At 59.2% G+C, this 20,991-nt stretch carries 17 protein-coding genes and 1 tRNA gene; 3 read left to right on the forward strand and 15 right to left on the reverse strand.

Translation table 11 applies throughout. The features are described 5' to 3' along the window. The 8 genes from pqqD to ACYZT6_RS30010 form a co-directional block, all read right to left on the reverse strand. Nucleotides 1–276, reverse strand: a complete 276-nt coding sequence (gene pqqD / locus ACYZT6_RS29975) for a pyrroloquinoline quinone biosynthesis peptide chaperone PqqD (RefSeq protein ID WP_462029763.1) — start codon at nt 274–276, stop codon at nt 1–3. After that, entirely contained in the window at nt 273–1,025 is a 753-nt protein-coding gene (gene pqqC / locus ACYZT6_RS29980; protein ID WP_462029764.1) for a pyrroloquinoline-quinone synthase PqqC, read from the reverse strand. The genes pqqD and pqqC overlap by 4 nt, the downstream gene beginning before the upstream one ends. 139 nt (nt 1,026–1,164) lie before the next feature. Continuing rightward, on the reverse strand, nt 1,165–2,076 hold the full coding sequence (gene pqqB / locus ACYZT6_RS29985) for a pyrroloquinoline quinone biosynthesis protein PqqB (protein WP_462029765.1): 912 nt from the start codon (nt 2,074–2,076) through the stop codon (nt 1,165–1,167). A 79-nt stretch (nt 2,077–2,155) separates the two neighbouring features. After that, nucleotides 2,156–2,230 (reverse strand): pyrroloquinoline quinone precursor peptide PqqA, encoded by a 75-nt coding sequence (pqqA, locus tag ACYZT6_RS29990; RefSeq protein WP_009045898.1) that lies wholly within the window; start codon nt 2,228–2,230, stop codon nt 2,156–2,158. A 155-nt stretch (nt 2,231–2,385) separates the two neighbouring features. Continuing rightward, nucleotides 2,386–4,812, reverse strand: a complete 2,427-nt coding sequence (gene pqqF, locus ACYZT6_RS29995; protein WP_462029766.1) for a pyrroloquinoline quinone biosynthesis protein PqqF — start codon at nt 4,810–4,812, stop codon at nt 2,386–2,388. A gap of 48 nt (nt 4,813–4,860) precedes the next feature. Then, nucleotides 4,861–5,655 (reverse strand): carbon-nitrogen hydrolase family protein, encoded by a 795-nt coding sequence (locus tag ACYZT6_RS30000; RefSeq protein ID WP_462029767.1) that lies wholly within the window; start codon nt 5,653–5,655, stop codon nt 4,861–4,863. Nucleotides 5,656–5,667: 12 nt separating this feature from the next. Beyond that, entirely contained in the window at nt 5,668–7,350 is a 1,683-nt protein-coding gene (locus ACYZT6_RS30005) for a flavin monoamine oxidase family protein (protein WP_461955998.1), read from the reverse strand. 221 nt (nt 7,351–7,571) lie between these two features. After that, nucleotides 7,572–8,033, reverse strand: a complete 462-nt coding sequence (locus ACYZT6_RS30010) for an Lrp/AsnC family transcriptional regulator (RefSeq protein WP_007980298.1) — start codon at nt 8,031–8,033, stop codon at nt 7,572–7,574. A 166-nt stretch (nt 8,034–8,199) separates the two neighbouring features. Between ACYZT6_RS30010 and ACYZT6_RS30015 the strand changes: the two genes are divergently transcribed. Continuing rightward, nucleotides 8,200–8,877, forward strand: a complete 678-nt coding sequence (locus ACYZT6_RS30015; protein WP_462029768.1) for a peptidase M41 — start codon at nt 8,200–8,202, stop codon at nt 8,875–8,877. An 85-nt stretch (nt 8,878–8,962) separates the two neighbouring features. On the opposite strand, the gene ACYZT6_RS30020 is transcribed toward ACYZT6_RS30015, so the two are convergent. Next, nucleotides 8,963–9,271 (reverse strand): DUF3077 domain-containing protein, encoded by a 309-nt coding sequence (locus ACYZT6_RS30020; RefSeq protein WP_462029769.1) that lies wholly within the window; start codon nt 9,269–9,271, stop codon nt 8,963–8,965. A gap of 570 nt (nt 9,272–9,841) precedes the next feature. Between ACYZT6_RS30020 and ACYZT6_RS30025 the strand changes: the two genes are divergently transcribed. Further along, entirely contained in the window at nt 9,842–10,387 is a 546-nt protein-coding gene (locus ACYZT6_RS30025; protein WP_462029770.1) for a hypothetical protein, read from the forward strand. 220 nt (nt 10,388–10,607) lie between these two features. Here ACYZT6_RS30025 and ACYZT6_RS30030 read toward each other — a convergent pair. The 5 genes from ACYZT6_RS30030 to rpsU form a co-directional block, all read right to left on the reverse strand. Next, a tRNA-Ile gene (locus ACYZT6_RS30030) sits at nt 10,608–10,684 on the reverse strand. Nucleotides 10,685–10,699: 15 nt separating this feature from the next. Further along, the gene (locus tag ACYZT6_RS30035) at nt 10,700–14,446 is read right to left on the reverse strand and encodes an EAL domain-containing protein (RefSeq protein ID WP_462029771.1); all 3,747 of its coding nucleotides are present in this window, start codon (nt 14,444–14,446) and stop codon (nt 10,700–10,702) included. Nucleotides 14,447–14,568: 122 nt separating this feature from the next. After that, nucleotides 14,569–16,419: an RNA polymerase sigma factor RpoD gene (gene rpoD / locus ACYZT6_RS30040; protein WP_462029772.1), complete on the reverse strand. Its 1,851-nt coding sequence runs from the start codon at nt 16,417–16,419 to the stop codon at nt 14,569–14,571. Between the two features lie 67 nt (nt 16,420–16,486). Next, nucleotides 16,487–18,466, reverse strand: coding sequence for a DNA primase (dnaG, locus tag ACYZT6_RS30045; protein WP_462029773.1), 1,980 nt, complete (start codon nt 18,464–18,466; stop codon nt 16,487–16,489). Nucleotides 18,467–18,948: 482 nt separating this feature from the next. Next, nucleotides 18,949–19,164: a 30S ribosomal protein S21 gene (gene rpsU / locus ACYZT6_RS30050; RefSeq protein ID WP_002551877.1), complete on the reverse strand. Its 216-nt coding sequence runs from the start codon at nt 19,162–19,164 to the stop codon at nt 18,949–18,951. A 199-nt stretch (nt 19,165–19,363) separates the two neighbouring features. Between rpsU and tsaD the strand changes: the two genes are divergently transcribed. Continuing rightward, complete coding sequence (tsaD, locus tag ACYZT6_RS30055; RefSeq protein WP_462029774.1) at nt 19,364–20,389, forward strand: tRNA (adenosine(37)-N6)-threonylcarbamoyltransferase complex transferase subunit TsaD; 1,026 nt, start codon at nt 19,364–19,366, stop codon at nt 20,387–20,389. Nucleotides 20,390–20,412: 23 nt separating this feature from the next. Here tsaD and plsY read toward each other — a convergent pair whose 3' ends face one another. Further along, nucleotides 20,413–20,982, reverse strand: a complete 570-nt coding sequence (gene plsY / locus ACYZT6_RS30060; protein WP_462029775.1) for a glycerol-3-phosphate 1-O-acyltransferase PlsY — start codon at nt 20,980–20,982, stop codon at nt 20,413–20,415. Nucleotides 20,983–20,991: the final 9 nt, after the last annotated feature.

The raw sequence follows: 20,991 nt of genomic DNA on the forward strand, positions 1-20,991 counted from the left end.
TCAGGCAAGTTCGATCCAGTGCTGAGCACGGGCAACCTCCATGAACTGCTCGATGTCGTCAGCAAGCTCGGGAACGCCGGGGAACTGCGCGTCCAGTTCGGCGATGATCGCCGCGACATCGCGTTCTCCGTCGATCAGACCGCCGATCAGCGCGGCGCTTTCATTGAGTTTGATCATGCCTTCCGGGTAGAGCAGCACATGGCCTTTCTGCGCCGGTTCGTATTGGTAGCGGTAGCCCTGACGCCAGGTCGGGGTCTTGCTGCGATCAAAACTCATAAGGTGATTCCTTTATGCCAGACCCGTTGCTCGGTCACGCTGTGATACGGCGGGCGGTTCAATTCGTAGGCCATGCTCATGGCATCGAGCATGCTCCAAAGGATGTCCAGTTTGAACTGGAGAATTTCCAGCATGCGCTCCTGGCCGACCCGCGTCGTGTAGTGCTGCAACGTGATCGCCAGGCCGTGCTCCACATCCCGGCGTGCCTGGCCGAGGCGCGTACGGAAATACTCGTAACCGGTCGGGTCGATCCACGGATAATGCTGCGGCCAGCTGTCCAGGCGCGATTGGTGGATCTGCGGCGCGAACAACTCGGTCAGCGAGCTGCTGGCGGCTTCCTGCCAACTGGCCCGACGGGCAAAGTTGACGTAGGCGTCCACGGCGAAACGTACGCCGGGCAATACCAATTCCTGCGAGCGCAACTGATCCGGGTCGAGGCCGACCGCTTGGCCCAGACGCAGCCAAGCTTCGATGCCGCCGTCTTCGCCGGGGGCGCCGTCGTGATCCAGCAGGCGCTGAATCCACTCGCGACGGATCTCGCGGTCCGGGCAATTGGCGAGGATGGCGGCGTCCTTCAGGGGAATGTTCACCTGATAGTAGAAACGATTAGCGACCCAACCCTGGATCTGCTCGCGGGTCGCCCGGCCTTCATACATCGCCACGTGGTACGGGTGATAGATGTGGTAATAGGCGCCCTTGGCGCGCAGGGCCGCTTCGAATTCTGTGGGGGACATTGGGGTGTCAGTCATTGCGGTTCTCCGGGGACGACCGGTGGATTTTGTGGTGTCTGGACCGGCCTCATCGCCAGCAGGCTGGCTCCCACAGTTGATCGCATTCCCCTGTGGGAGCCAGCCTGCTGGCGATAGGCCGCGCAGCGGTCTCGATGCCCTACAACACAATACTCATGCCGTCATAAGCCACTTCAACATTGCGCCGAGCCAACTCAGCCCGCTCCGGCGAATCCTCATCAAGAATCGGGTTGGTGTTGTTGATGTGGATAAGCACCTTGCGCTGCTTGGGCAACTGCTCCAGCACTTCGAGCATGCCGCCGGGGCCGTTTTGCGCCAGATGGCCCATTTCCCGTCCGGTACGCGTGCCCACACCACGGCGCTGCATTTCGTCGTCATCCCACATCGTGCCGTCCACCAGCAAACAATCGCTGCCGGCCATGATTTCCAGCAGCGGCTCATCGACTTTGCCCAGGCCCGGCGCATAGAACAGTTTGCCGCCGGTGTTCAGGTCTTCGACGATCAGGCCGATGTTGTCGCCCGGGTGCGGGTCGAAGCGGTGCGGCGAGTACGGCGGCGCCGCGCTGCGCAGGGGCAGGGGAGTGAAGCGCAGACTCGGGCAGGCCGGGATGGTGAAGCTGCGGTCGAGTTCGATGCGGTTCCAGGTCAGCCCGCCGTTCCAGTGGGTCAGCATTTTGAACAGCGGAAAACCGGTGCTCAGGTCTTCGTGGACCATGTCGGTGCACCAGACCTGATGCGGGCAACCTTCGCGCAGGCTGAGCAGGCCGGTGGTGTGATCGATCTGGCTGTCCATCAGGATGATCGCGCTGATACCGGTATCGCGCAGGGCGCGGCCCGGTTGCATCGGGGCGTAGCTCTGGAGCTGGGCACGGATGTCGGGCGATGCGTTGCACAGAATCCAGTTCACGCCGTCATCGGAAATGGCGATGGACGACTGGGTCCGCGCCTTGGCGTTCAGGCTGCCATTGCGAAAACCTGCGCAGTTCACGCAGTTGCAGTTCCACTGGGGGAAACCGCCGCCGGCGGCGGAACCTAGAATCTGGACAAACATGGGCGCTCCATCATTTCAACGCTGAAAATAAAAACGCCCCGGTAAACCGAGGCGTTGCACATCATTACAACGTCAGACCTTAGCGGCTTGCGAAGTACATGGTGACTTCAAAGCCGATACGCAGGTCGGTGTAAGCGGGTTTGGACCAGGACATGGGAGCGCTCCTTCAGGTGATAAGACAGTTGAGATCTATACATATAGTCCACCTCCAGCCGGAGATGTTCAGATAGTTAGGTGGCTATGTTACTCAAAATTTCCGAGCGATTGGCCGCGAATCTTTGAGAAAGCTAATTGCAGCGTCGGTAATGATCATTTTGCCGCTTGCCAAGGCGCCTTGGCGCAAGCACCGCTGGCCAGGCAGCGCCAGCCGCTTTCCGCTTGAATCAGTTGGCGGGCTGCGGTTTTCAACGCCTCGCGATCAACCATCAGGATCGCTTCAGGCAGACGCTCCAGATAATCCGACGAGTGGCCGGCCAGTTTGCTTTGCCAAAGCAGTTCGGCGGCCTGTGCGTGGGGCAGTGCGGTGCTGTGGAATTGGTCGGCCAAGGCCTGGCGCTGGGCGATTAAGGTCGCGTCATCGATGCCTTCAATCATGGCGGGCAGTTCGCTCAAGAAGCGCTCTATGTGTTCCAGCAGATCCTGCGGAACAACGCTCGGCGATTGAACGCCGAACAGCAGCCCGGTCTGCCCATGGATCTGACGCAGGCCGCTGAACACGGCATATCCCAATTGCAGCTCGACCCGCAGGCGCTGATAAAACGGCGTCTGGCTCCAGTGGGCGAGTAAGCGCCAGGCGGCTTCGTCTGCGATCTCCCGCGTGGCAGTCGGACAAAACAGCAACAATGCGTGTTCGCTGGAGCCGGTATCGAGCGTGCTCCAGAGGCGTAGCGAGTTTATCGAGGCGGGCGGCGACGGCTGATCGTCCGCAACACCGGGCACGCGGCTCAGTGCCAGGCCCATCGCCGCTTGAGTCTGCGCTGACAAACCCGTCGCCAGACCTTGCCAGCGTGCGCTCGCCCACAGCTGCTGCACGTCATCGGTATCGGCGGTGCGCTCAAGGCAATGCTCGGGCAGCGCCTTCAGCAGTTGTCTGATCGGCATCAACGGCACGCTGGTCGTTTTTTCCTGTGAGAAACCGTCATCAGGTTTTGTCAGCTCTTTCAGCGCATGCTCGAGGACGGTCGGCATCGGCTCCTGCAGTCCTGTCATCTTCAGCAACCATTCATTGCCTAATGCACTGAAGGAAAAGTCGACGCCCGCCTGACGGGCATCCTCACGCAGAGGCTGCAGGCGATTTTCCAGGCTCGACTGAAGGCGGGGATGAGGTTTGGCCAGCAGTCGCCAGCGCAGATAAATCGCACCTTCATCCGTGTTGTCCGGCAACGCCTGGCTGAACTGCATCGGCGAGTTTTCGCGACGGCTGCGCGAGCGATCCTGGGCAAACGTCCGCAGGCCGCGGTGTTTGCTGGTCTGGCCGCGAATCAATCCGGCATTGGCCGTAGGGGCTTCAGCGCGTAAAAACGGGTTGGGCGTCGGCAACTTCCATTCGCCGCTGAAGTTATCCACAGCGCCGATTTTCTTGAGGATGTCCTTGAGCGCTACGACGCCCTGTTCGGATAAGCCGGCTTCAAGCTGCTCGCTGTCCAGGCGGGCCAATTGCAGGGCGCCGCTGACTTGTTGCTGACGGTCGAGCAGGGCGGCGTACTCTTTGTGCAATTCGGTCCAGTTTTGCTGAGAAGCAAAAAAGCCCAGCCAATCCACCAGTCGCTCGCGGATCGCGTGCGCCGGTTGGGCCGTGGTGAATTCAATGTGTAGCAAGGCTTGCCCGGCGAACTGATACAACGGCGCAGCTTTCAGGCTTTCTGCCAGCCCGCGTGTGCGCAATTCAGCCAACAGACCGCCAGGTTTCGCGGCGTTCAGCCAATGGCACAGAAACGCTAATGCTTCGCGCGAAGAGTCGGGCAACGCTTCGAACGCGAACAGAAGATCGAGCCGACGCTCGCCAGCCTGTTGATAACTTTTGTCGGAAGAATCCATCAGCGGTGCAGGCGCTTGTTGCGCGACCTTTTCCCCGACCGCAATAGCCGCGCCAAAGTGCTGAGCCATTGCCCTCAACTCATCGAGACTTTGCGGGCCGGCCAGGCTCAACGTCATCTGCCCGGCCTGATAAAACTGCCGATAAAAATCCTGCAACGCTTGCTGAAACTCCGGCTGCGGCACCGGCAGGCTGTACCGGTTGCCAGCATGAAACGCCCGAAGCGGGTGAGCGGCCGAAAGCCCATCGAACAACGCGAACTGCTGCTGAGCCGTGGCATCCCGGGACCAGGCGACAAATTCAGCGTGCAGCACTTCCCGTTCCCGCCGCTGATCTTCCGGATTCATACGTGGATGAGCGAGCATGTCTGACAGACGCTCCAGCCCACCGGTGAATGCTTGCGGCGGCAGCTCGAAAAAGAAGTCGGTCGTGCGTTCACTGGTACGCGCGTTGACCTGGCCGCCGTGACCTTGCACGTAGGCCATCAGCCCTTGCCCTGCGGGAAAACGCTCCGTACCCAGAAACAGCAAATGCTCAAGAAAATGCGCGAGGCCGGGCCACGCCAGCGGCACGTCGTGACTGCCCGCGAAAACCCGCAACGCAGCAGCGCAGCGTTTCAAATCGGGAGCGTGACGCAGCGTCACCCGCAGGCCGTTGGCCAGGGTTTCCGTGTGGGGGCGAGGGTGATTCAGCGCAGGCATGAGCACTTCCAGAACAGAGAAGCGCTAATGCTAGCGGATAACGGTGGATCAGCGCTTGTTAAGGTCGCCGTAAAGCTCTGGGCGACGATCGATCAAGTAACGATTGGCGGCGCGTGAGTCGACCATCAACTGACGATCCAGCTCGCCGACAATCAGTGCTTCGTCCAGGCCAGCCTGGGCGATGCGGCTGCCATCCGGCGCGGCGATGCTGCTCTGGCCGCAGTAATTGATCTCGCCTTCCTGCCCGCAGTAGTTGGCGTAAGCCACGTAACACTGGTTTTCGAAGGCACGGGCGCGGACGGTGACGTCGGCGACGAAGTCGAAGGGAATCATGTTCGCCGTCGGCACCAGGATCAACTCGACGCCGGCCAGGGCCAGGCGTCGGGCGTTTTCCGGGAACTCCAGGTCGTAGCAGATCAAAAAGCCGAGTTTCCAGCCATTCAGCTCCACCAACGGGAAATCATCTTGCCCGGCGCTGAACATCGAGTGATCGAGGTCGCCGAACAGGTGAGTCTTGCGGTAGTTGCACAGACGCTCACCGTTGGCGTCGATCAACTGCACGGCGTTGTAAATCTGCCCGTCCTCGGTACGCTCGGGATAGCCATACAAAATGGCGATCCCCGTCGTCTTGGCAATGCGCGCGATCTGCTGCGCCGATTCACCGTTGTGCACCTCCGCCAGCACGCTGACGGCATCGAGGCCGATGTTGTAGCCGGTCAGGAACATCTCCGGCAGCACCAGCAAATCTGCGCCTTTGGCCTCCAGCGCCAATTGATGCAGGCGTTGCAGGTTACCTGCGACATCCAGGGGCAGCGGTGGGCATTGGTAAAGGGCTACGCGCATTGGGGATTCCTCTTACTCGGGCAGGGCGATCGGACCGATCTCGTTGAACACATCCCCTGGACCCGGGTTCTCGGCGTGAGTTTCACCGCCGAAGTGTTTCATGATGCCCCACACCGCGTTGAGCGAGGTCTGCACCGCGCCTTCGACCCACGCCGGCGTCCAGGAAACGTCGTCGCCTGCGATGAAGATCCCGCGTTGCTCGGCCGGCATGTCGTCCTGCATGAAGTGCGCGTACATGCGCTGGTTGTAGCGATAGTGGCCGGGCAGGGCGCCTTTGAAGGCGCCGAGGAAGTGCGGGTCGGCTTCCCACGACACGGTGATCGGATCGCCGATGATCCGTGCGGCGATGTCGACTTTCGGGTAGATCTTTTTCAACGCGTTCAACGCTAGTTCTACGCGTTTTTCCACGGGGTGAGGAAGCATTTTCAACGCGTCGCTCATCCACGAGTACGACAGGCAAATCACCCCCGGCTTATCGTCGCCGTTGTCGAACAGATAAGTGCCGCGGGTCAGGCGATCGGTGAGGGTCATGCTCATCAGGTCGCGGCCGGTTTCCGGATCCTTGTCCTTCCAGAACGGCCGGTCGACCATCACGAAGGTTTTCGACGACTGCATGTAGCGCGTGCGGTCCAGGGCCATCCACATCTTTTGCGAGAACAGGGTTTCGTCGCATTCGATCTGGGTGGTCAGCAGCCAGCTCTGGCAAGTGGTCAGTACTGCTGCGTACTCGCGGGTGTCGCCGTTGTTATCGGTGACCGCAAAACGGCCGTCCGGGGCGTGAGCGATTTTCTTGACCCCGGAGCGTGGCGCGCCTCTGTGAAGCGACTTGAGGCTGGTGCCTTCGGGCCAGTGCACGCAACGTTCCGGCACGTGGCGCCAGATGCCTTGCGGTACTTGTTCGACGCCGCCGACCACCAGGTGCTGGTGATCGTCGCAGTTGGTCATCACGACACGGAAGATTTCCAGCATCGAGTTCGGGAAGTCCGAGTCCCAGCCGCCGGTGCCGAAGCCGACCTGGCCGAACACTTCGCGGTGATGGAACGAGAGCTTGGCGAAGGCTTCGGAGGTGGCGACAAAGTCGTAGAAGGTGCGGTCGTCCCACAGCGGAACCAGGGTGTTCCACAGCTCTTTGAGGCGTGGCACATCGCGGTCGCGGATCGCTTGCTGGATATCGGAGAACTGCGAGCCTGCCTCCAGCGCATCCGCCCACGCGTCAGCCACTTCCTGGAACAGTGCAGGAAGATCCGCCAGTTTCTGTGCGTAATGGGTTTTGCCTTCCAGGTCGATCACGGTGCTGCCAGAGGCCGGCGTCAGCGGATTGGGAAAAGGTTTGGTCTCGAGACCGAGCTTGTCGACGTAGTGGTAAAACGCTGTGGACGACACCGGGAAGCGCATACCGCCCAGTTCGGCGACGATGCCATCGGTTCCGTTGAACGCCTGGGAGCGCAGGCGACCACCCATTTTCGAGGCTTCGTAGACGACGGGTTTGAGGCCCAGTTTCATCAACTCGTAAGCCGCCACCAGACCGGCGATACCCGCGCCGACAATCGCCACTTCAGCACCATGATTGTGCGCAGGAATGCTGCCCAGGCCAGCCGGGTGTTCGATCCAGTCGTCAAAGCCGAAAGGAAAGTCCGGGCCGAAAATGGTGACTGGTTTCTTACCGTCTGCAGGATGGCGATTGTTCTTGTTCATGACTGACCTTACTGGCGACCCGACGCGGAATGCGCATCTGAGTATAGGAAAAGATGGCAGCCATTCTAGAGAGCGTAGAACACGTTAATAAGACGCAATGTGTCGTCGTTTTGCTAATTAATAGATCAATATGACGATCTAACGCTACACACCGTCAGTGTAGGAGCGAGGCTTGCCCGCGAAGAGGCTCACCCAGACACCGCATAACTCACTGCCAAAACTCAAACCGGCTGCCCCCGATCAATCTTGCTGCTCAAGATGATCGAAGTCGTCGTCTTCTCCACCCCATCCACACTGCCAATCTGATCCAGCAACTGATCCAGCTGCTCCGGCGAGTCCGTGCGCAACCACGCCACATAATCAAATTCGCCACTCACCGCACACAACTGCTGCACCTGGGCCATGGCACTGAGCCGACGCAGCACTTCCTTGCCCGAGCGCGGTTGCACCGTGATCCCGACATACGCCTGCAATCCGCCGTCCACCACCCGTTGCCCCAGACGCACGCCGTAACCGGTGATGACCTTGGCCTTCTCCAGCCGCGCCAGACGTGAAGTCACCGTGGTCCGGGCGATGCCCAATTGGCGAGCGAGCATGGCCACGCTTTCACGGGCGTTGATCTGCAAGGCCGCGATCAGTTGGCGGTCGATTTCGTCAAGAACGGGCGGGCGGGTGTCAGGCAAGGGTCGTCTCCGGCAACACAAATCAGTGAGTCGGCATGTTACAGCACGGCTCGCACAGCGGATGTCTGATCTGTTTTCAGAACGTCAGATGGCGCGCGGAAGACAGGATGGACACCAGCACTCAGTCATAGTCGAATGAGAAATCGAGGGATGCGAGGTGATAAACATGACGCAGAAGATGCCACCCGCTGTACGGGATCACGCAGTGCAGATTGCCCATCACGAAATGGGGCATTACGTCGTTGCCCGAGCCTTGGGGTTTGAAACGGGTGATGTGAGTCTGACAGTGACCATGGACTTGCGGCATCAAGCGGGCGCTTCCATTACCTTGGCGCGTTCCATTTCGTCGATTGAGGCAATGAAGGAGCATCTGGAAGCCCGGATGATGGTGCTCTTTGCCGGCGCTATGGGGCAGTCGTTAACTTCAAGACATTCGCCCGGCAAACGCGTCGACAAGCCGAAAGCGGCCGCCATCCTGAGGGGAGAACTTGGGGCGGAACAGGACTACGCAAAAATAAGGGAATTACGGCACTTGCTGCGCAACATTACCTTCCCCGATACGGATCCTGCTTCGCCTGATCGCATAACGGCCGAGCTGAAAGAGATTACGGATTGCCTGTGGGGCCGGACTCAAACAATCGTGGAGGCATTGGCCGATACGATTACCGGGTTGGGCGAGGCGTTGGTAGATGCCATGGGTATCGTCGAGCAATGGGGCAGGGCGGCGGATACGTATGAGGGGGTGTTGACGGGGGCGGTGCTTGAGCGGATGGGGGTAGTGCAGGCGATTCCGGCGTTGGGTGTCTGGTCTGGTAGTGGTGATGCCGATCCGCACAGTAAATAACGACATGCCCGGCGCGCATTGCGCGCCCGATCACGATTTGGAAGCCCCGAATAATCGGGGCGTATATCAGGGGGATGAGCTGGCGCTATTCCTCAGATTCCGTCGCAGTCCGAGCCGGTCTCGGCGTCAGCACCTTCACCACATCATCAATCACAGCCTTACCCATCGCCGTCAGATAGTGCGCGGCCCAAGCATGGCGGTCGGTGTCTCTTGCGTAGGCTGCGTCCTCGGCAAATGATTTGGCGAGGAACAGCATATCGGAGGCCTGTGCCAATGCTTCGACTATGGGGACGCCGGCACGGACGTTAAACAACGCCTGATCCGAGCAGTAGATGAGTGGGGTGAAACCGATTGTTTTCAGGTCGGACGTTGCGGACGGATTTGTTTTGCTCATTGTTTCGCTCCTTAAAACGAGGAGCTGCCGCATTCGTTACCACACGAATGGGTGGCAGCTGTACGCAGGGTGGTAAACCGGGAGAGCAAAGGAACCGGCAGACCCGAAGGTCTCCCACGCACAGCCGCCATAACGCAGGATTACAGGCGAAAAAACGCATGAAATCGTGATGGGAGCACTGTTGCACTTTGCCTAGCCGGGTTACCACACCCGATCGCTGCATCTGTAGCGACGTCCGGAGATTATCCCGTCGAAGAGAACGCCAACAAGGCGGCAAAGTGCCCAAACGCACCCATTACGCAATTCTCGGAGTTTGCCTACAAGGTAGGCGGGCGTCATCTGATATTGCGACATTCTCAGCAAATGAAGCCTGGGCGTCAGGTATGAAAAAAAAACGGTGCATCGCACGGCTTTCACACTTGGCTTGCCTCATCCTGAAGTCAGATGTAGATCTATTTCAGGATGAGTGAAGAGCATCATTTTCGGAAGCGTCTGACATACACGCCAGCGGTCTCTTGTTGATCATTGACACTTTCTCGTGACGTCGGGCCTTGGTTCGAGGTTGGCGGAATGGAGACCGAAGTGACCGCCTATTTTCCAACTCTGACCATTAGCAGTCAGACCTACGATTTTGCTCACCTTGAACCATTTAAATTCACGATCACGAGTCAGATGGCCAAGCGTGATTTGCGCGTACATGTCACTTTTTCGAGCCACTGTTTCAGCCAGGGCTATGACACGTCGACGCACCCGGATGGGGAGCCGATCATTCTTGACAGTGCTGGACGCCCGCGCACCTTCTGTGCAATCCGTTATCGACTGTCATTGCGGTTGCCAGCGGTCATCCAGGGGTTGAACCAGCCCCAGTCCAAGGTCCGTGAGACTGCGACGCGGCGCAATTGGGCCTACTCGATGACAGTTCAGGACCCGGCCGGGCCTTATCACGTGTTCTTTGAAATACGTCGAGCCGCCAAGGAAAAGCCGCAGGATCTTAATCTCGTCGTCGAGAGTGCGTATCACCAAACCGGTCAGCCGCCCAGGTTGCTGGGCAAGATGGGGTTTATGCTGTTGTGCAGTAAGGTCTACATGCGGCAACCGAGTTCTACCAAACGCTAGGGGCAGAAACGAAAAAAGACGCCATAGGCGTCTTCTTCGATTTGGTAAAGCAGATCCGGACACCACTTACGAACCGCCTTGCGCGGTTACGGCTTTCGCCGCTGGGAAGCGCTCAATCTCATCCGGTCAGTCGCTTCGACAGCTCAAATCTAATGAAAGGCGATATTCACGTCAATCATTAGGTCTGAAGAAAACCGCGCATAAGCGCGGCTTTGCTGTTTGGTGGGCCCACACGGATTTGAACCGTGGACCAAAGGATTATGAGTCCTCTGCTCTAACCAACTGAGCTATAGGCCCTCAGTAGGCCGCGGATTATAGCGATGGTTTCTCGGCTGTGCTATCCGAAAAATCCGATACGGCTATACGAAGAAACGTCGCGGCGAATTCGTCGGGGGGAAGAGGCAGGCTGACGATGTAGCCCTGGATCTGTTCACAGCCTTCTTCGGCAAGGAATTGCTGCTGCGCCAGGGTCTCGACGCCCTCTGCAATAATGGTGAATTGCATGCTGCTCCCCAGCGCGATGATGGCGCGAACAATGGCCGCATCGTGGGGATCGTCAGGCAGGCCGCGGACGAAGGACTGGTCGATCTTGAGGATGTCCAGCGGCAGACGCTTGAGGTAACTCAGGGACGAGTAGCCCGTACCGAAGTCGTCGATCGCCAATTGCACACCGAGGTGTTTGAGTTGGTGCAGCACCGCCAAGGCTTCTTCGGCCTGGCTCATGATGAAGTTTTCGGTAATCTCCAGTTGCAGAAAACCCGGCGCAAGGCCGTTGTCCTTGAGCAGTTGTTCGATCCGCCCGAGCAGGTTCGGCTGGCGCAGTTGAGCGCCCGCGAGGTTGACCGACAGTGGGCCGAGGCACTCGTAGACCTGATTCCACTCATACATCTGCCGGCAGGCTGTCTCCAGCACCCAGTCGCCGATCTGCAGGATCATGCCGTTTTCTTCTGCCAGGGGAATGAAGTGTTCCGGCGGCACCGCACCGAAGGTCGGGTGATGCCAGCGAATGAGCGCTTCGGCGCCGACCAGTCGATGGTCGGCGAGGCTGATTTTCGGTTGGTAGTAGAGGAACAACTCATTGCGCTCGATGGCGCGCCGCAATTCATGTTCCAGCGCAACGCGCTCGCTGGCCTGGGCGGTGAGATCGCGGGTGTAGCTTTCCACCCGGTTACGGCCCTTGGCCTTGGAGCGATACATCGCGGCATCGGCGTTCTTGACCAAAGTGGCGACGTCGCAGCCGTCCTTGGGATACAGGCTGGTGCCGATGCTGGCGCTGATGAAAAACTCGTGCTCGCCAGCCTGGAAGGGGGCGGCGAAGCAATTGAGCAGCTTGGTGGCAATGTTGTCGGCATCGCTGGATTGTTGCAGGCCGGGCAGCAGGATAATGAATTCGTCACCACCCAGGCGCGCAACGGTATCGATATCGCGAAGCTGTTCTTTGAGGCGCACGGCGATGCCTTTGAGCAGCAGGTCGCCCACCGGGTGGCCAAGGCTGTCGTTGATGTGTTTGAAGCGGTCCAGGTCGAGGAACAGCACCGCGCCTTGGCCACCGTTTTCCTGTTGGGTGTTGAGCGCGGTCTGCAGTCGGCTCTCGAACAGCGTGCGGTTTGGCAGGCCGGTCAGCGGATCGTGATGCGCCTGATAGTCGAGTTTGGCTTGAGCGTGTTTGAGACTGGAAATGTCCGCGAACACGGCCACGAAGTGAGTGATGAACTTCTCCCGGTTACGCACGGCGCTGATGGTCAGCCAGCTCGGGTAGAGCTCGCCATTCTTGCGTCGGTTGGAAATCTCGCCTTGCCAGTGACCTTCGTCCGTCAGTTGGTGCCACATCGCTGCATAGAACGCGCTGTCGTGGAGGCCCGAGGCGAGCAGGCGAGGGGTGTGGCCCAGTGCTTCGCTCTCGCTGTAGCCGGTGATCTCGGTGAACGCTCGGTTGACTGCGCTGATGTGCTGCTGGGTATCGGTGATCAACACGCCCTCGGCGGTGCTCTCGAACACCGTGGCGGCCTGTTGCAGTTTCTCCTGCATCAGATGCCGCTCGGTAATGTCCCGAGCAATGGTCAGCATGCAGTCCTCATCGCCGATGGGCAGCGGACGACTTGAAACCTCGCAGAGACGGATCTGCCCGTCACTGCGGCGGATGTGGCAGCTGAAGTCGCGAACGAACCCGTCCCGGTGCAGCAAATCGAGCATTTGCTTGCGTTCGTTGAGGTTGACCCATATCCCCAGTTCCAGGGCGGAACGATCCACGGACATCGCACTGTTGAAGCCCGTGATGCGGCTGAAACCCTCGTTGACTTCCATCAGCAACCCGTCGCTCTGCCGGGACAGCAGCAAGCCGTCCGGGGACGCGTGGAAGGCCTTGGCGAATTTTTCTTCGGAGGTTTGCAGTTGTTGCTGGGTTTCCTTGAGCTGGCTGATATCGCGCACGACGACAACCAGGGCAGGGGTCGTATCGAGGTCGAAGGGCTCGGCGGAAATCAGGCCGGTAAACACTTGGCCATTGTTGCGGCGAAAGGGCATCTCCAGGTTACGGATGCTGCCGGCCTGCAGGCGCTGCAGCAAACCCGGACCAACACCGGGGATGCCCCAGATGTTCAGGTCGGTGGCGGTCTGGCCAATGACGTCTTCGGCCTTGAGACCAATTTGTTCTTCGAACGCCTTGTTGACTTCCATCAGGCAGCCATCGGAAAGCCGCGCGATCACCAGGATGTCCGGGCATTGCTGAAACACGGAGGCGAATTTTTGCTCGGAGAGGCTCAGCGCCTCTTCAGTGCGCTTGGCATCGCTGATGTCGATCATCAATCCGCGCATCACCGGCTCATGACCATGCTCGATCAGGCTGACAATATCTCGCACCCACAAACAGCGGCCATCGGCGGTAATAACCCGGTAATCGATACTGTGATCTCGCCCGGCCAGTACTTCGTGGTCGCAGAATGTCTGGGCCCGGGTCAGGTCCGCAGGGTGGATGATGTTGCGCCAGAACCCCGGAATCAGCCAGTGGGACAGGGGATAGCCCAGGAGTTCTTCGGCGTGCGGTGACACATAGCTGTAGGTGAAGTCGCTGATCCGCGCTTCCCAGGCAATTGCGGAAAGGCTCTCCACCAGCCCGCGGTAATGGTATTCGCTGCTGCGTAGCTCTTGTTCCAGATCGACCCGCCGGGCAATTTCCGAACTCAAACGGCGGTTAATGCGGATGACCACTGCCAGCATGATCATCAGAAACAGCAGGCCGGGCAGACCGTAAACCAGCAAATCCGACCAGAAGGTTCGGTGATCCAGGACATTACCGACCCAGTGTTCCTGAATGGCGTTGATTTCACTTGTGGTCATGTCCGCTAGGACTTTGTCCAGGATACCGACCAGCATCTTGTTGTTGGGGGGCACGGCCATCGCCAATTGATAGCGATAGGGCGTTTCACCGCTGACATACAGGCCGTCGAGCTTGAGCTGACGCAGGCTCCAGACGCTGGAGGCGAGATCGCCCACGACCGCGTCCACTTCATCGGTGGCCAGTGCCTGCAAGGCCGAGCTAACATTGGGCATCGCCACCAGGTTCAGATCAGGGTGGTGCGTGCGCAGCAGTTCGTGGGGCGCATAGTTTTCCACCACGGCGATCTTCAGCCCGTAGAGCTCTTCGAGTTTGTGCGGCTGGGGGCCTCCGACATGGGCGAGGATGACGATCGGAAAGTCCAGGTAGGGGCGAGTGAACGACAGGTACGACTGACGCTCCGGGGTCGACATGATGCCCGGCAGGATGTCGAGTTTTCCTTGCTTGGCCTGCTGCAGGACTTCGGTCCAACTGACCGGCTCGATAGGCGTCAGTTTGGTGCCCAGCCGTTGACGGATCACGTTGATGTAGTCCGCCGCCAGGCCCTGATAACGGCCCTGTTCATCACGAAATTCGAACGGCGGCCAGGACGCGTCGACACCCAGGCGCAAGTCCGGGTGAGCCGCCAGCCAGCTACGTTCTTCGTCGGTCAGAGTCAGCGCGCCAGCCGTTGCGGTCCAGGTCATCAGCGACAGCAAAAAAAGCACGGTCGGCATTCTGGGCATAACGGTCTCGTTATGGCTCGGGGGAATGTTTCGAGTGTAGACGGGCAATTCGGCGGGGGGGAAGTGTGGGGGATTTAATCTGCATAAAGCAAAACCCCCGGCCTGGGCCGGGGGTTTTGTGATCACTCGTCGAGGAAAGAGCGCAAATGCTCGCTTCTCGTCGGGTGGCGCAGCTTGCGCAGCGCCTTGGCTTCGATCTGACGAATCCGTTCACGGGTCACGTCGAACTGCTTACCAACCTCCTCGAGGGTGTGGTCGGTATTCATGTCGATACCGAAGCGCATGCGCAGAACCTTGGCTTCACGGGCAGTGAGGCCGGACAGAACTTCGCGGGTCGCTTCTTTAAGGCTCTCAACAGTGGCGACATCGATTGGCGACTGCATGGTCGAGTCTTCGATGAAGTCACCCAGATGGGAGTCTTCGTCATCACCGATCGGGGTTTCCATGGAGATCGGCTCTTTAGCGATCTTCAATACCTTGCGGATCTTGTCCTCAGGCATTTCCATGCGTTCGCCCAGCTCTTCCGGGGTCGGTTCGCGACCCATTTCCTGCAACATCTGCCGGGAAATACGGTTGAGCTTGTTGATCGTCTCGATCATGTGCACCGGAATACGGATGGTGCGGGCCTGGTCGGCGATCGAGCGAGTGATCGCCTGACGGATCCACCAGGTGGCATAAGTCGAGAATTTGTAGCCGCGGCGGTATTCGAACTTGTCTACCGCTTTCATCAAACCGATGTTGCCTTCCTGGATCAGATCGAGGAATTGCAAGCCACGGTTGGTGTACTTCTTGGCGATGGAGATCACCAGACGCAAGTTCGCTTCAACCATCTCTTTCTTTGCGCGGCGGGCCTTGGCCTCACCGATCGACATGCGACGGTTGATGTCCTTGATCTCGGCGATCGTCAAACCGGTTTCGGTTTCCAGCGCGGTCAGCTTTTGCTGGCAACGAACGATGTCCGGTTGCAGGCGACCAATGGCTTCAGCGTATTTGCTTTTACCTTTGGCCAGTGCATCGGTCCAGCTTTCGTCAACTTCGTTGCCCGGGAACTGGCGCAGGAAGTCGGCACGCGGCATGCGGGCATCACGAACGCAAAGTTGCATGATCGCGCGCTCTTGCTGACGCAGACGATCCAGGGCACTGCGAACACGCTCAACCAGGCCTTCGAATTGCTTCGGAACCAGTTTGATCGGCATGAACAGCTCAGCCAGAAGCACCAGCTCGGCAATTGCCAGCTTGTTGCCACGACCGTGCTTTTTCAGCGCCTTGCGGGTGATTTCCATCTGATCGGAGACAGCGCCAAAGCGCTGAGCTGCGATGACCGGATCCGGACCGCTTTCGGCTTCTTCTTCGTCATCAGTCGACGCTTCGGCGTCATCGTCGTCGGTATCGTCGTCCGCTTTCACGGCTTTCGGATCGACAGGCGGTGGCACTTCTGCAGCAGGAGGCGCAATGCCGTCGTCCGGGTCGATATAACCGCTCAGGACGTCGGACAGGCGGCCACCTTCGGTGGTGACGCGAGTGTACTCGGAGAGAATGTGGTCAACCGTGCCAGGGAAGTGCGCAATTGCGCCCATCACTTCACGGATACCCTCTTCAATACGTTTGGCGATTTCGATTTCGCCTTCACGTGTGAGGAGCTCTACCGTACCCATTTCACGCATGTACATGCGCACTGGGTCGGTGGTGCGACCAATGTCGGTCTCGACCGCTGCCAACGCTGCTGCTGCCTCTTCGGCCGCGGCTTCGTCGGTATCGGCGTCGGCCAGCATAAGGGAATCCTTATCTGGCGCAACCTCGAATACGTTGATCCCCATGTCATTGATCATGCGGATGATGTCTTCCACCTGTTCCGGATCTGAAATATCCTCCGGCAGGTGGTCGTTGACCTCCGCGTAAGTCAGGTAACCCTGCTCACGACCAAGTGTGATCAACTCTTTGATACGAGACTGCTGTTGCGCTTTTCCGGACATAACACCCTATCCACTGAAGGTCTTGGCGGGCAAAAAACAAGCCGAGGATTATACCTGAGCTATGACCTCACGCGCCAGTTGAGGTCGGGGTTGATACAGCCATATTGCGTTTTAATAGGTCGCGCATCTGATTTGCTATCTGATTTGCTTCCTCCGCGGTCAATCCTGGCTGCCTTGCTTTCCTGATAAGTACTTCCAGGCTATCCGTGTGTTGACTTGCCGATAACCTAGTAATGGTGTCTAAAAACTGTTGTTCAAGGTTGTCGCCATCAATCAGCCATTCCTTTTCCGCCAAAGCCCTGAGCAATCGGCCCTGTTCCGTCCCGTGCCATCGGGCCATTAACTGAATAGAGTTTAGCTTAGGATTTTTCTGCACCGCCCCGATGAGGGCTACCAGCAGTTGCGCGTACGTGTTGCTCTCATTCGCGAAGTGATCGGCGGTTTCTACCTTGCCCGCCAGTTCCGGGTGATGAATGAGAGTGCGCAGCGCTATCAGCGTTGGCGCTTCGACAGCGATCGGTGTGCGTGGTGCGCTATGTTGGTCGCGATCACCACCGCGTTTGCTGTTCTTGTCCCACGGCTTCTTGTCCCATTTCTTGCCGCCGGCCCCGGGTTTCTTCGGCGTCCATTCCTGCTGCGGCACATACATCTCTTGTGCCTGCGGCTGATGGTAGTCGCTGTAATCCGGCATGGCGTCGTAATCGATGCCCGGGTCGTAGGTGGGTGGCGCATCCTGAGGAGCGCTTTGCACCAACTGGCTCACGGCTTCGCCGCTAAGTCCGGTAATTTCGGTCAAGCGTTGACGCATCAGGATGCGCAGGTTCGCGCCCGGGACCTTGTCGATCAGCGGCGCGGCGAGCGTGGCCATGTGGGCCTTGCCTTCGAGCGAGCGCGGGTCCGATTCCTCGGTCAGTTGCTGAAAGAAATAATCCGCCAATGGCTGGGCGTGCTGGTTGATTCGCGCGCGGAACGCGTCAGTGCCTTCGGAGCGGACCAGCGTATCCGGGTCTTCGCCTTCAGGCAGGAACAGAAAGCGCGCGCGCCGCCCGTCCTGCAGGCATGGCAGTGCCGCTTCCAGTGCGCGCCACGCCGCGTTGCGGCCGGCCTGGTCGCCGTCGAAGCAGAACAGCACGTTGGGCACGACGCGAAACAGCCGCTTCAAGTGCTCTTCGCTGGTGGCGGTGCCCAGGGTCGCGACGGCATTGCGCAAGCCTTGCTGGGCGAGGGCGATGACGTCCATGTAGCCTTCGACGACGATGATTTCGTCAAGATTGCGGTTGTTCTTGCGTGCTTCATAAAGGCCGTAAAGCTCTTGGCCTTTATGGAATACCGGGGTTTCCGGTGAGTTCAAGTATTTCGGCTTGTCGTCGCCCAATACCCGGCCGCCGAAAGCAATGATGCGCCCGCGGCTGTCGCGGATCGGGAACATCACGCGATCGCGAAAGCGGTCATAGCGTTTGCCGGTTTCGGCGTTCTCGATCAGCAGGCCGGCATCGACCATGGCTTTCTGTTGCAGGGTGTCGCTGCTCAAGTGCTTGAACAGATTGTCCCAGCCGGGTGGGGCGAAGCCGAGGCCGAAGTCCCGGGCGATTTCGCCGGTCAGCCCGCGACCTTTCAAGTAATCCACAGCCGCTTTGCGCGATGGATGACTTTTAAGGGCTTGGCGGTAAAAGTCGGCGGCCGCAGTCAGCAGCGGGTACAGCGGCGAATCGGTCGGTTGCCGCGGTTTGTGCGGTCGGCCGCTTTCTTCGCGGGGGATTTCCATGCCGGCGGCTTTGGCCAGTTCTTCGACAGCCTGGACGAAATCCAGGTTGTCGTGGTCCATCATGAAGCCGAGGGCGTTGCCGCCAGCGCCGCAGCCGAAGCAGTAATAGAACTGCTTGTCGGGGCTGACGCTGAAGGACGGGGTTTTCTCTTTGTGAAAAGGGCAGCAGGCGGTGTAGTTCTTGCCGGCCTTTTTCATTTGCAGGCGCGAGCTGACCACATCGACGATGTCGGTGCGGTTCAGAAGGTCGTCAATGAAGCTCTGGGGAATTAGCCCGGCCATGGCGTTCTCGTCATCTGCGCTTAAATGGACCCAAAACGAAGAGCGGCCGTACGCGGGTCATTGTTTGAGGCGCGCAAAATGTGCGGCTCGACCGATGTCGTCTGCGTAATCGCTGTCGGGAAGTGTATCTGCCGAAAATCCACTGACGTTAGTACCAATCAGTATTCGACTATATGAAAGTGTTTCGCTGAATCCGGCTGCGGCCAGTCGAGGGCCTCGGATAGCTCATAAGCGGGCACGCAAGAAGGTGCCTTGGGCTGATCGTCGTGAGAGGAATCAGTGGGTGTGCTCGTCAGTAGCCTTGGAAGGCTCGTCAGAAAAGACGTGCACCGCTGGCAAAAGAGCCAGGTCTGACGCTGTGAAGCAGGTTTGTCTTGGTCGCGTCTGCGGCTTTGACGGTGAAGCATCAAGCGTTTTCCGCAAATGCCATTAGCCCGGCTGAGGGCCGGGCTTGGCAGAAGCTTGCTACGAACGTCTGTGTATTAGTACAGACGAACGGCGCGGCGCTGTTCGCGCTGTACTTTCTTGGCGTGACGCTTAACAGCGGCTGCTGCTTTACGTTTACGCTCAGAAGTAGGCTTCTCGTAGAATTCGCGGCTACGAACTTCAGCCAGTACACCGGCTTTTTCGCAGGAGCGCTTGAAACGACGCAGAGCTACGTCGAAGGGTTCGTTCTCTTTTACTTTGACGGCTGGCATCCAGAGCTACCTTCATTCATTACCGGGGTCAACATCCTCGTGGCAAAAGAGCACTTGAAGACGTCGGTTTTTAAGGGTTGCGGATGTTAACTCCTCATCGACCGGAATGCAAAGCCTCTGATCGAAAACCGCTAGTCGGGGCATCCCATGACGACTATTATGCGCGCCTTCGAATTCAGCCTAAACAAGGCGCAAACCCATGCTAGTACTGGGATTAGAAACCTCCTGCGACGAAACCGGTGTCGCATTATATGACAGCGAACGCGGTCTGCTCGCCGACGCGCTGTTCAGCCAGATAGACCTGCATCGCGCCTATGGCGGCGTGGTGCCGGAGCTGGCTTCGCGCGACCATGTCAAACGCATGCTGCCCTTGATCCGTCAGGTCTTGGCCGAAGCTGACTGTGTGCCGACCGAGATCGACGCCATCGCTTATACCGCGGGTCCTGGCCTGGTCGGTGCCTTGCTGGTGGGCGCCTCCTGCGCTCAGGCGCTGGCCTTTGCCTGGGGCATTCCGGCGCTGGGTGTGCACCACATGGAAGGTCACTTGCTGGCGCCCATGCTGGAGGCGCAACCACCGCAATTCCCGTTCGTCGCTTTGTTGGTGTCGGGCGGTCATACGCAGCTGGTTCAGGTCGACGGGATCGGTCAATACACGCTCTTGGGCGAGACCCTCGACGATGCCGCCGGTGAAGCGTTCGACAAAACCGCGAAGATGATGGGCCTCAATTATCCGGGCGGTCCGGAAATCGCAAAACTGGCAGAGCGGGGCGTTGCGGGACGTTTCACCTTTCCGCGTCCGATGTGCGACCGCCCAGGGCTGGCTTTCAGCTTCAGTGGCTTGAAAACATTCGCCCTGAACACCTGGCAACAGAGCGTCAGCGCCGGGGACGACAGCGAGCAAGCCCGTTGCGACATCTCGCTGGCGTTCCAGCAGGCCGTGGTGGAGACTTTGACCATCAAGTGCAAGCGGGCATTGAAACAGGCGGGCATGAAGCGTCTGGTGATCGCTGGGGGCGTCAGCGCCAACAAGGCGTTGCGCACGTCCCTGGAAAAAATGCTCGGCGACATGAAGGGCGATGTGTTTTATGCCCGTCCGGAGTTCTGCACCGACAACGGCGCGATGATTGCGTTTGCCGGATGCCAGCGCTTGCAGGCCGGTCAGCACGAAAGCCTGGCGATCAGCGTACAAGCGCGCTGGCCGATGGAGCAGTTGTCGGCGCTGTGATGAGCGGTGCTCATGTCCGGTATTTAAAAATGCCGTTCGCGCCCGGCAAACAGGTCGCGTAGATTGCCGCGATGACGCCAGACGATCAGCCCCGTGAGTGCGCTCATGGGCAGCAGTGCCGCCGGTTCCTGCCAAGCCAGCAGTGGCAGGGTCAACGGCGTGGCGATCAGCGCGGCGAGTGAGCTGGTGCGGGTCAGGTAGAACGTCAGCAGCCAGGCGCAGACCGCCAGCAAAGCCGCGGGCGGGTACAGGCCCAGCAGCATTCCGGCAGCGGTGGCGACACCCTTGCCACCGCGAAAGCGGAAGTACAGCGGGAACAGGTGGCCGATGACGGCGCAGACGCCGATCCAGGCCTGTTGCTGCAGCGAAAGACCTGCAACACCGGCGATCAGCACCGGCAGCAGGCCTTTGCAGAGGTCGCCGATCAAGGTCAGGATGGCGAGCTTCTTGCCGGCCAGGCGCAACATGTTGGTGGCGCCGGCATTGCCCGAGCCACTCATTCGCGGATCGGGGTTACCGGTCAGGCGGCTGAGCAAAATGGCGAAGGACAGAGAGCCGAGCAGGTAGGCGAGGGTCGCCAGTAACCAAAACATGCTAACTAT

This window comes from Pseudomonas sp. RT6P73, from assembly GCF_054897715.1.

Bases quoted from the DNA above. Each gene is read 5' to 3' on its own strand.
- pqqD (WP_462029763.1), bottom strand. From the start codon at position 276: ATGAGTTTTGATCGCAGCAAGACCCCGACCTGGCGTCAGGGCTACCGC.
- pqqC (WP_462029764.1), bottom strand. From the start codon at position 1,025: ATGACTGACACCCCAATGTCCCCCACAGAATTCGAAGCGGCCCTGCGC.
- pqqB (WP_462029765.1), bottom strand. From the start codon at position 2,076: ATGTTTGTCCAGATTCTAGGTTCCGCCGCCGGCGGCGGTTTCCCCCAG.
- pqqF (WP_462029766.1), bottom strand. From the start codon at position 4,812: ATGCCTGCGCTGAATCACCCTCGCCCCCACACGGAAACCCTGGCCAAC.
- ACYZT6_RS30000 (WP_462029767.1), bottom strand. From the start codon at position 5,655: ATGCGCGTAGCCCTTTACCAATGCCCACCGCTGCCCCTGGATGTCGCA.
- ACYZT6_RS30005 (WP_461955998.1), bottom strand. From the start codon at position 7,350: ATGAACAAGAACAATCGCCATCCTGCAGACGGTAAGAAACCAGTCACC.
- ACYZT6_RS30015 (WP_462029768.1), top strand. From the start codon at position 8,200: ATGACGCAGAAGATGCCACCCGCTGTACGGGATCACGCAGTGCAGATT.
- ACYZT6_RS30020 (WP_462029769.1), bottom strand. From the start codon at position 9,271: ATGAGCAAAACAAATCCGTCCGCAACGTCCGACCTGAAAACAATCGGT.
- ACYZT6_RS30025 (WP_462029770.1), top strand. From the start codon at position 9,842: ATGGAGACCGAAGTGACCGCCTATTTTCCAACTCTGACCATTAGCAGT.
- ACYZT6_RS30035 (WP_462029771.1), bottom strand. From the start codon at position 14,446: ATGCCCAGAATGCCGACCGTGCTTTTTTTGCTGTCGCTGATGACCTGG.
- rpoD (WP_462029772.1), bottom strand. From the start codon at position 16,419: ATGTCCGGAAAAGCGCAACAGCAGTCTCGTATCAAAGAGTTGATCACA.
- dnaG (WP_462029773.1), bottom strand. From the start codon at position 18,466: ATGGCCGGGCTAATTCCCCAGAGCTTCATTGACGACCTTCTGAACCGC.
- rpsU (WP_002551877.1), bottom strand. From the start codon at position 19,164: ATGCCAGCCGTCAAAGTAAAAGAGAACGAACCCTTCGACGTAGCTCTG.
- tsaD (WP_462029774.1), top strand. From the start codon at position 19,364: ATGCTAGTACTGGGATTAGAAACCTCCTGCGACGAAACCGGTGTCGCA.
- plsY (WP_462029775.1), bottom strand. From the start codon at position 20,982: ATGTTTTGGTTACTGGCGACCCTCGCCTACCTGCTCGGCTCTCTGTCC.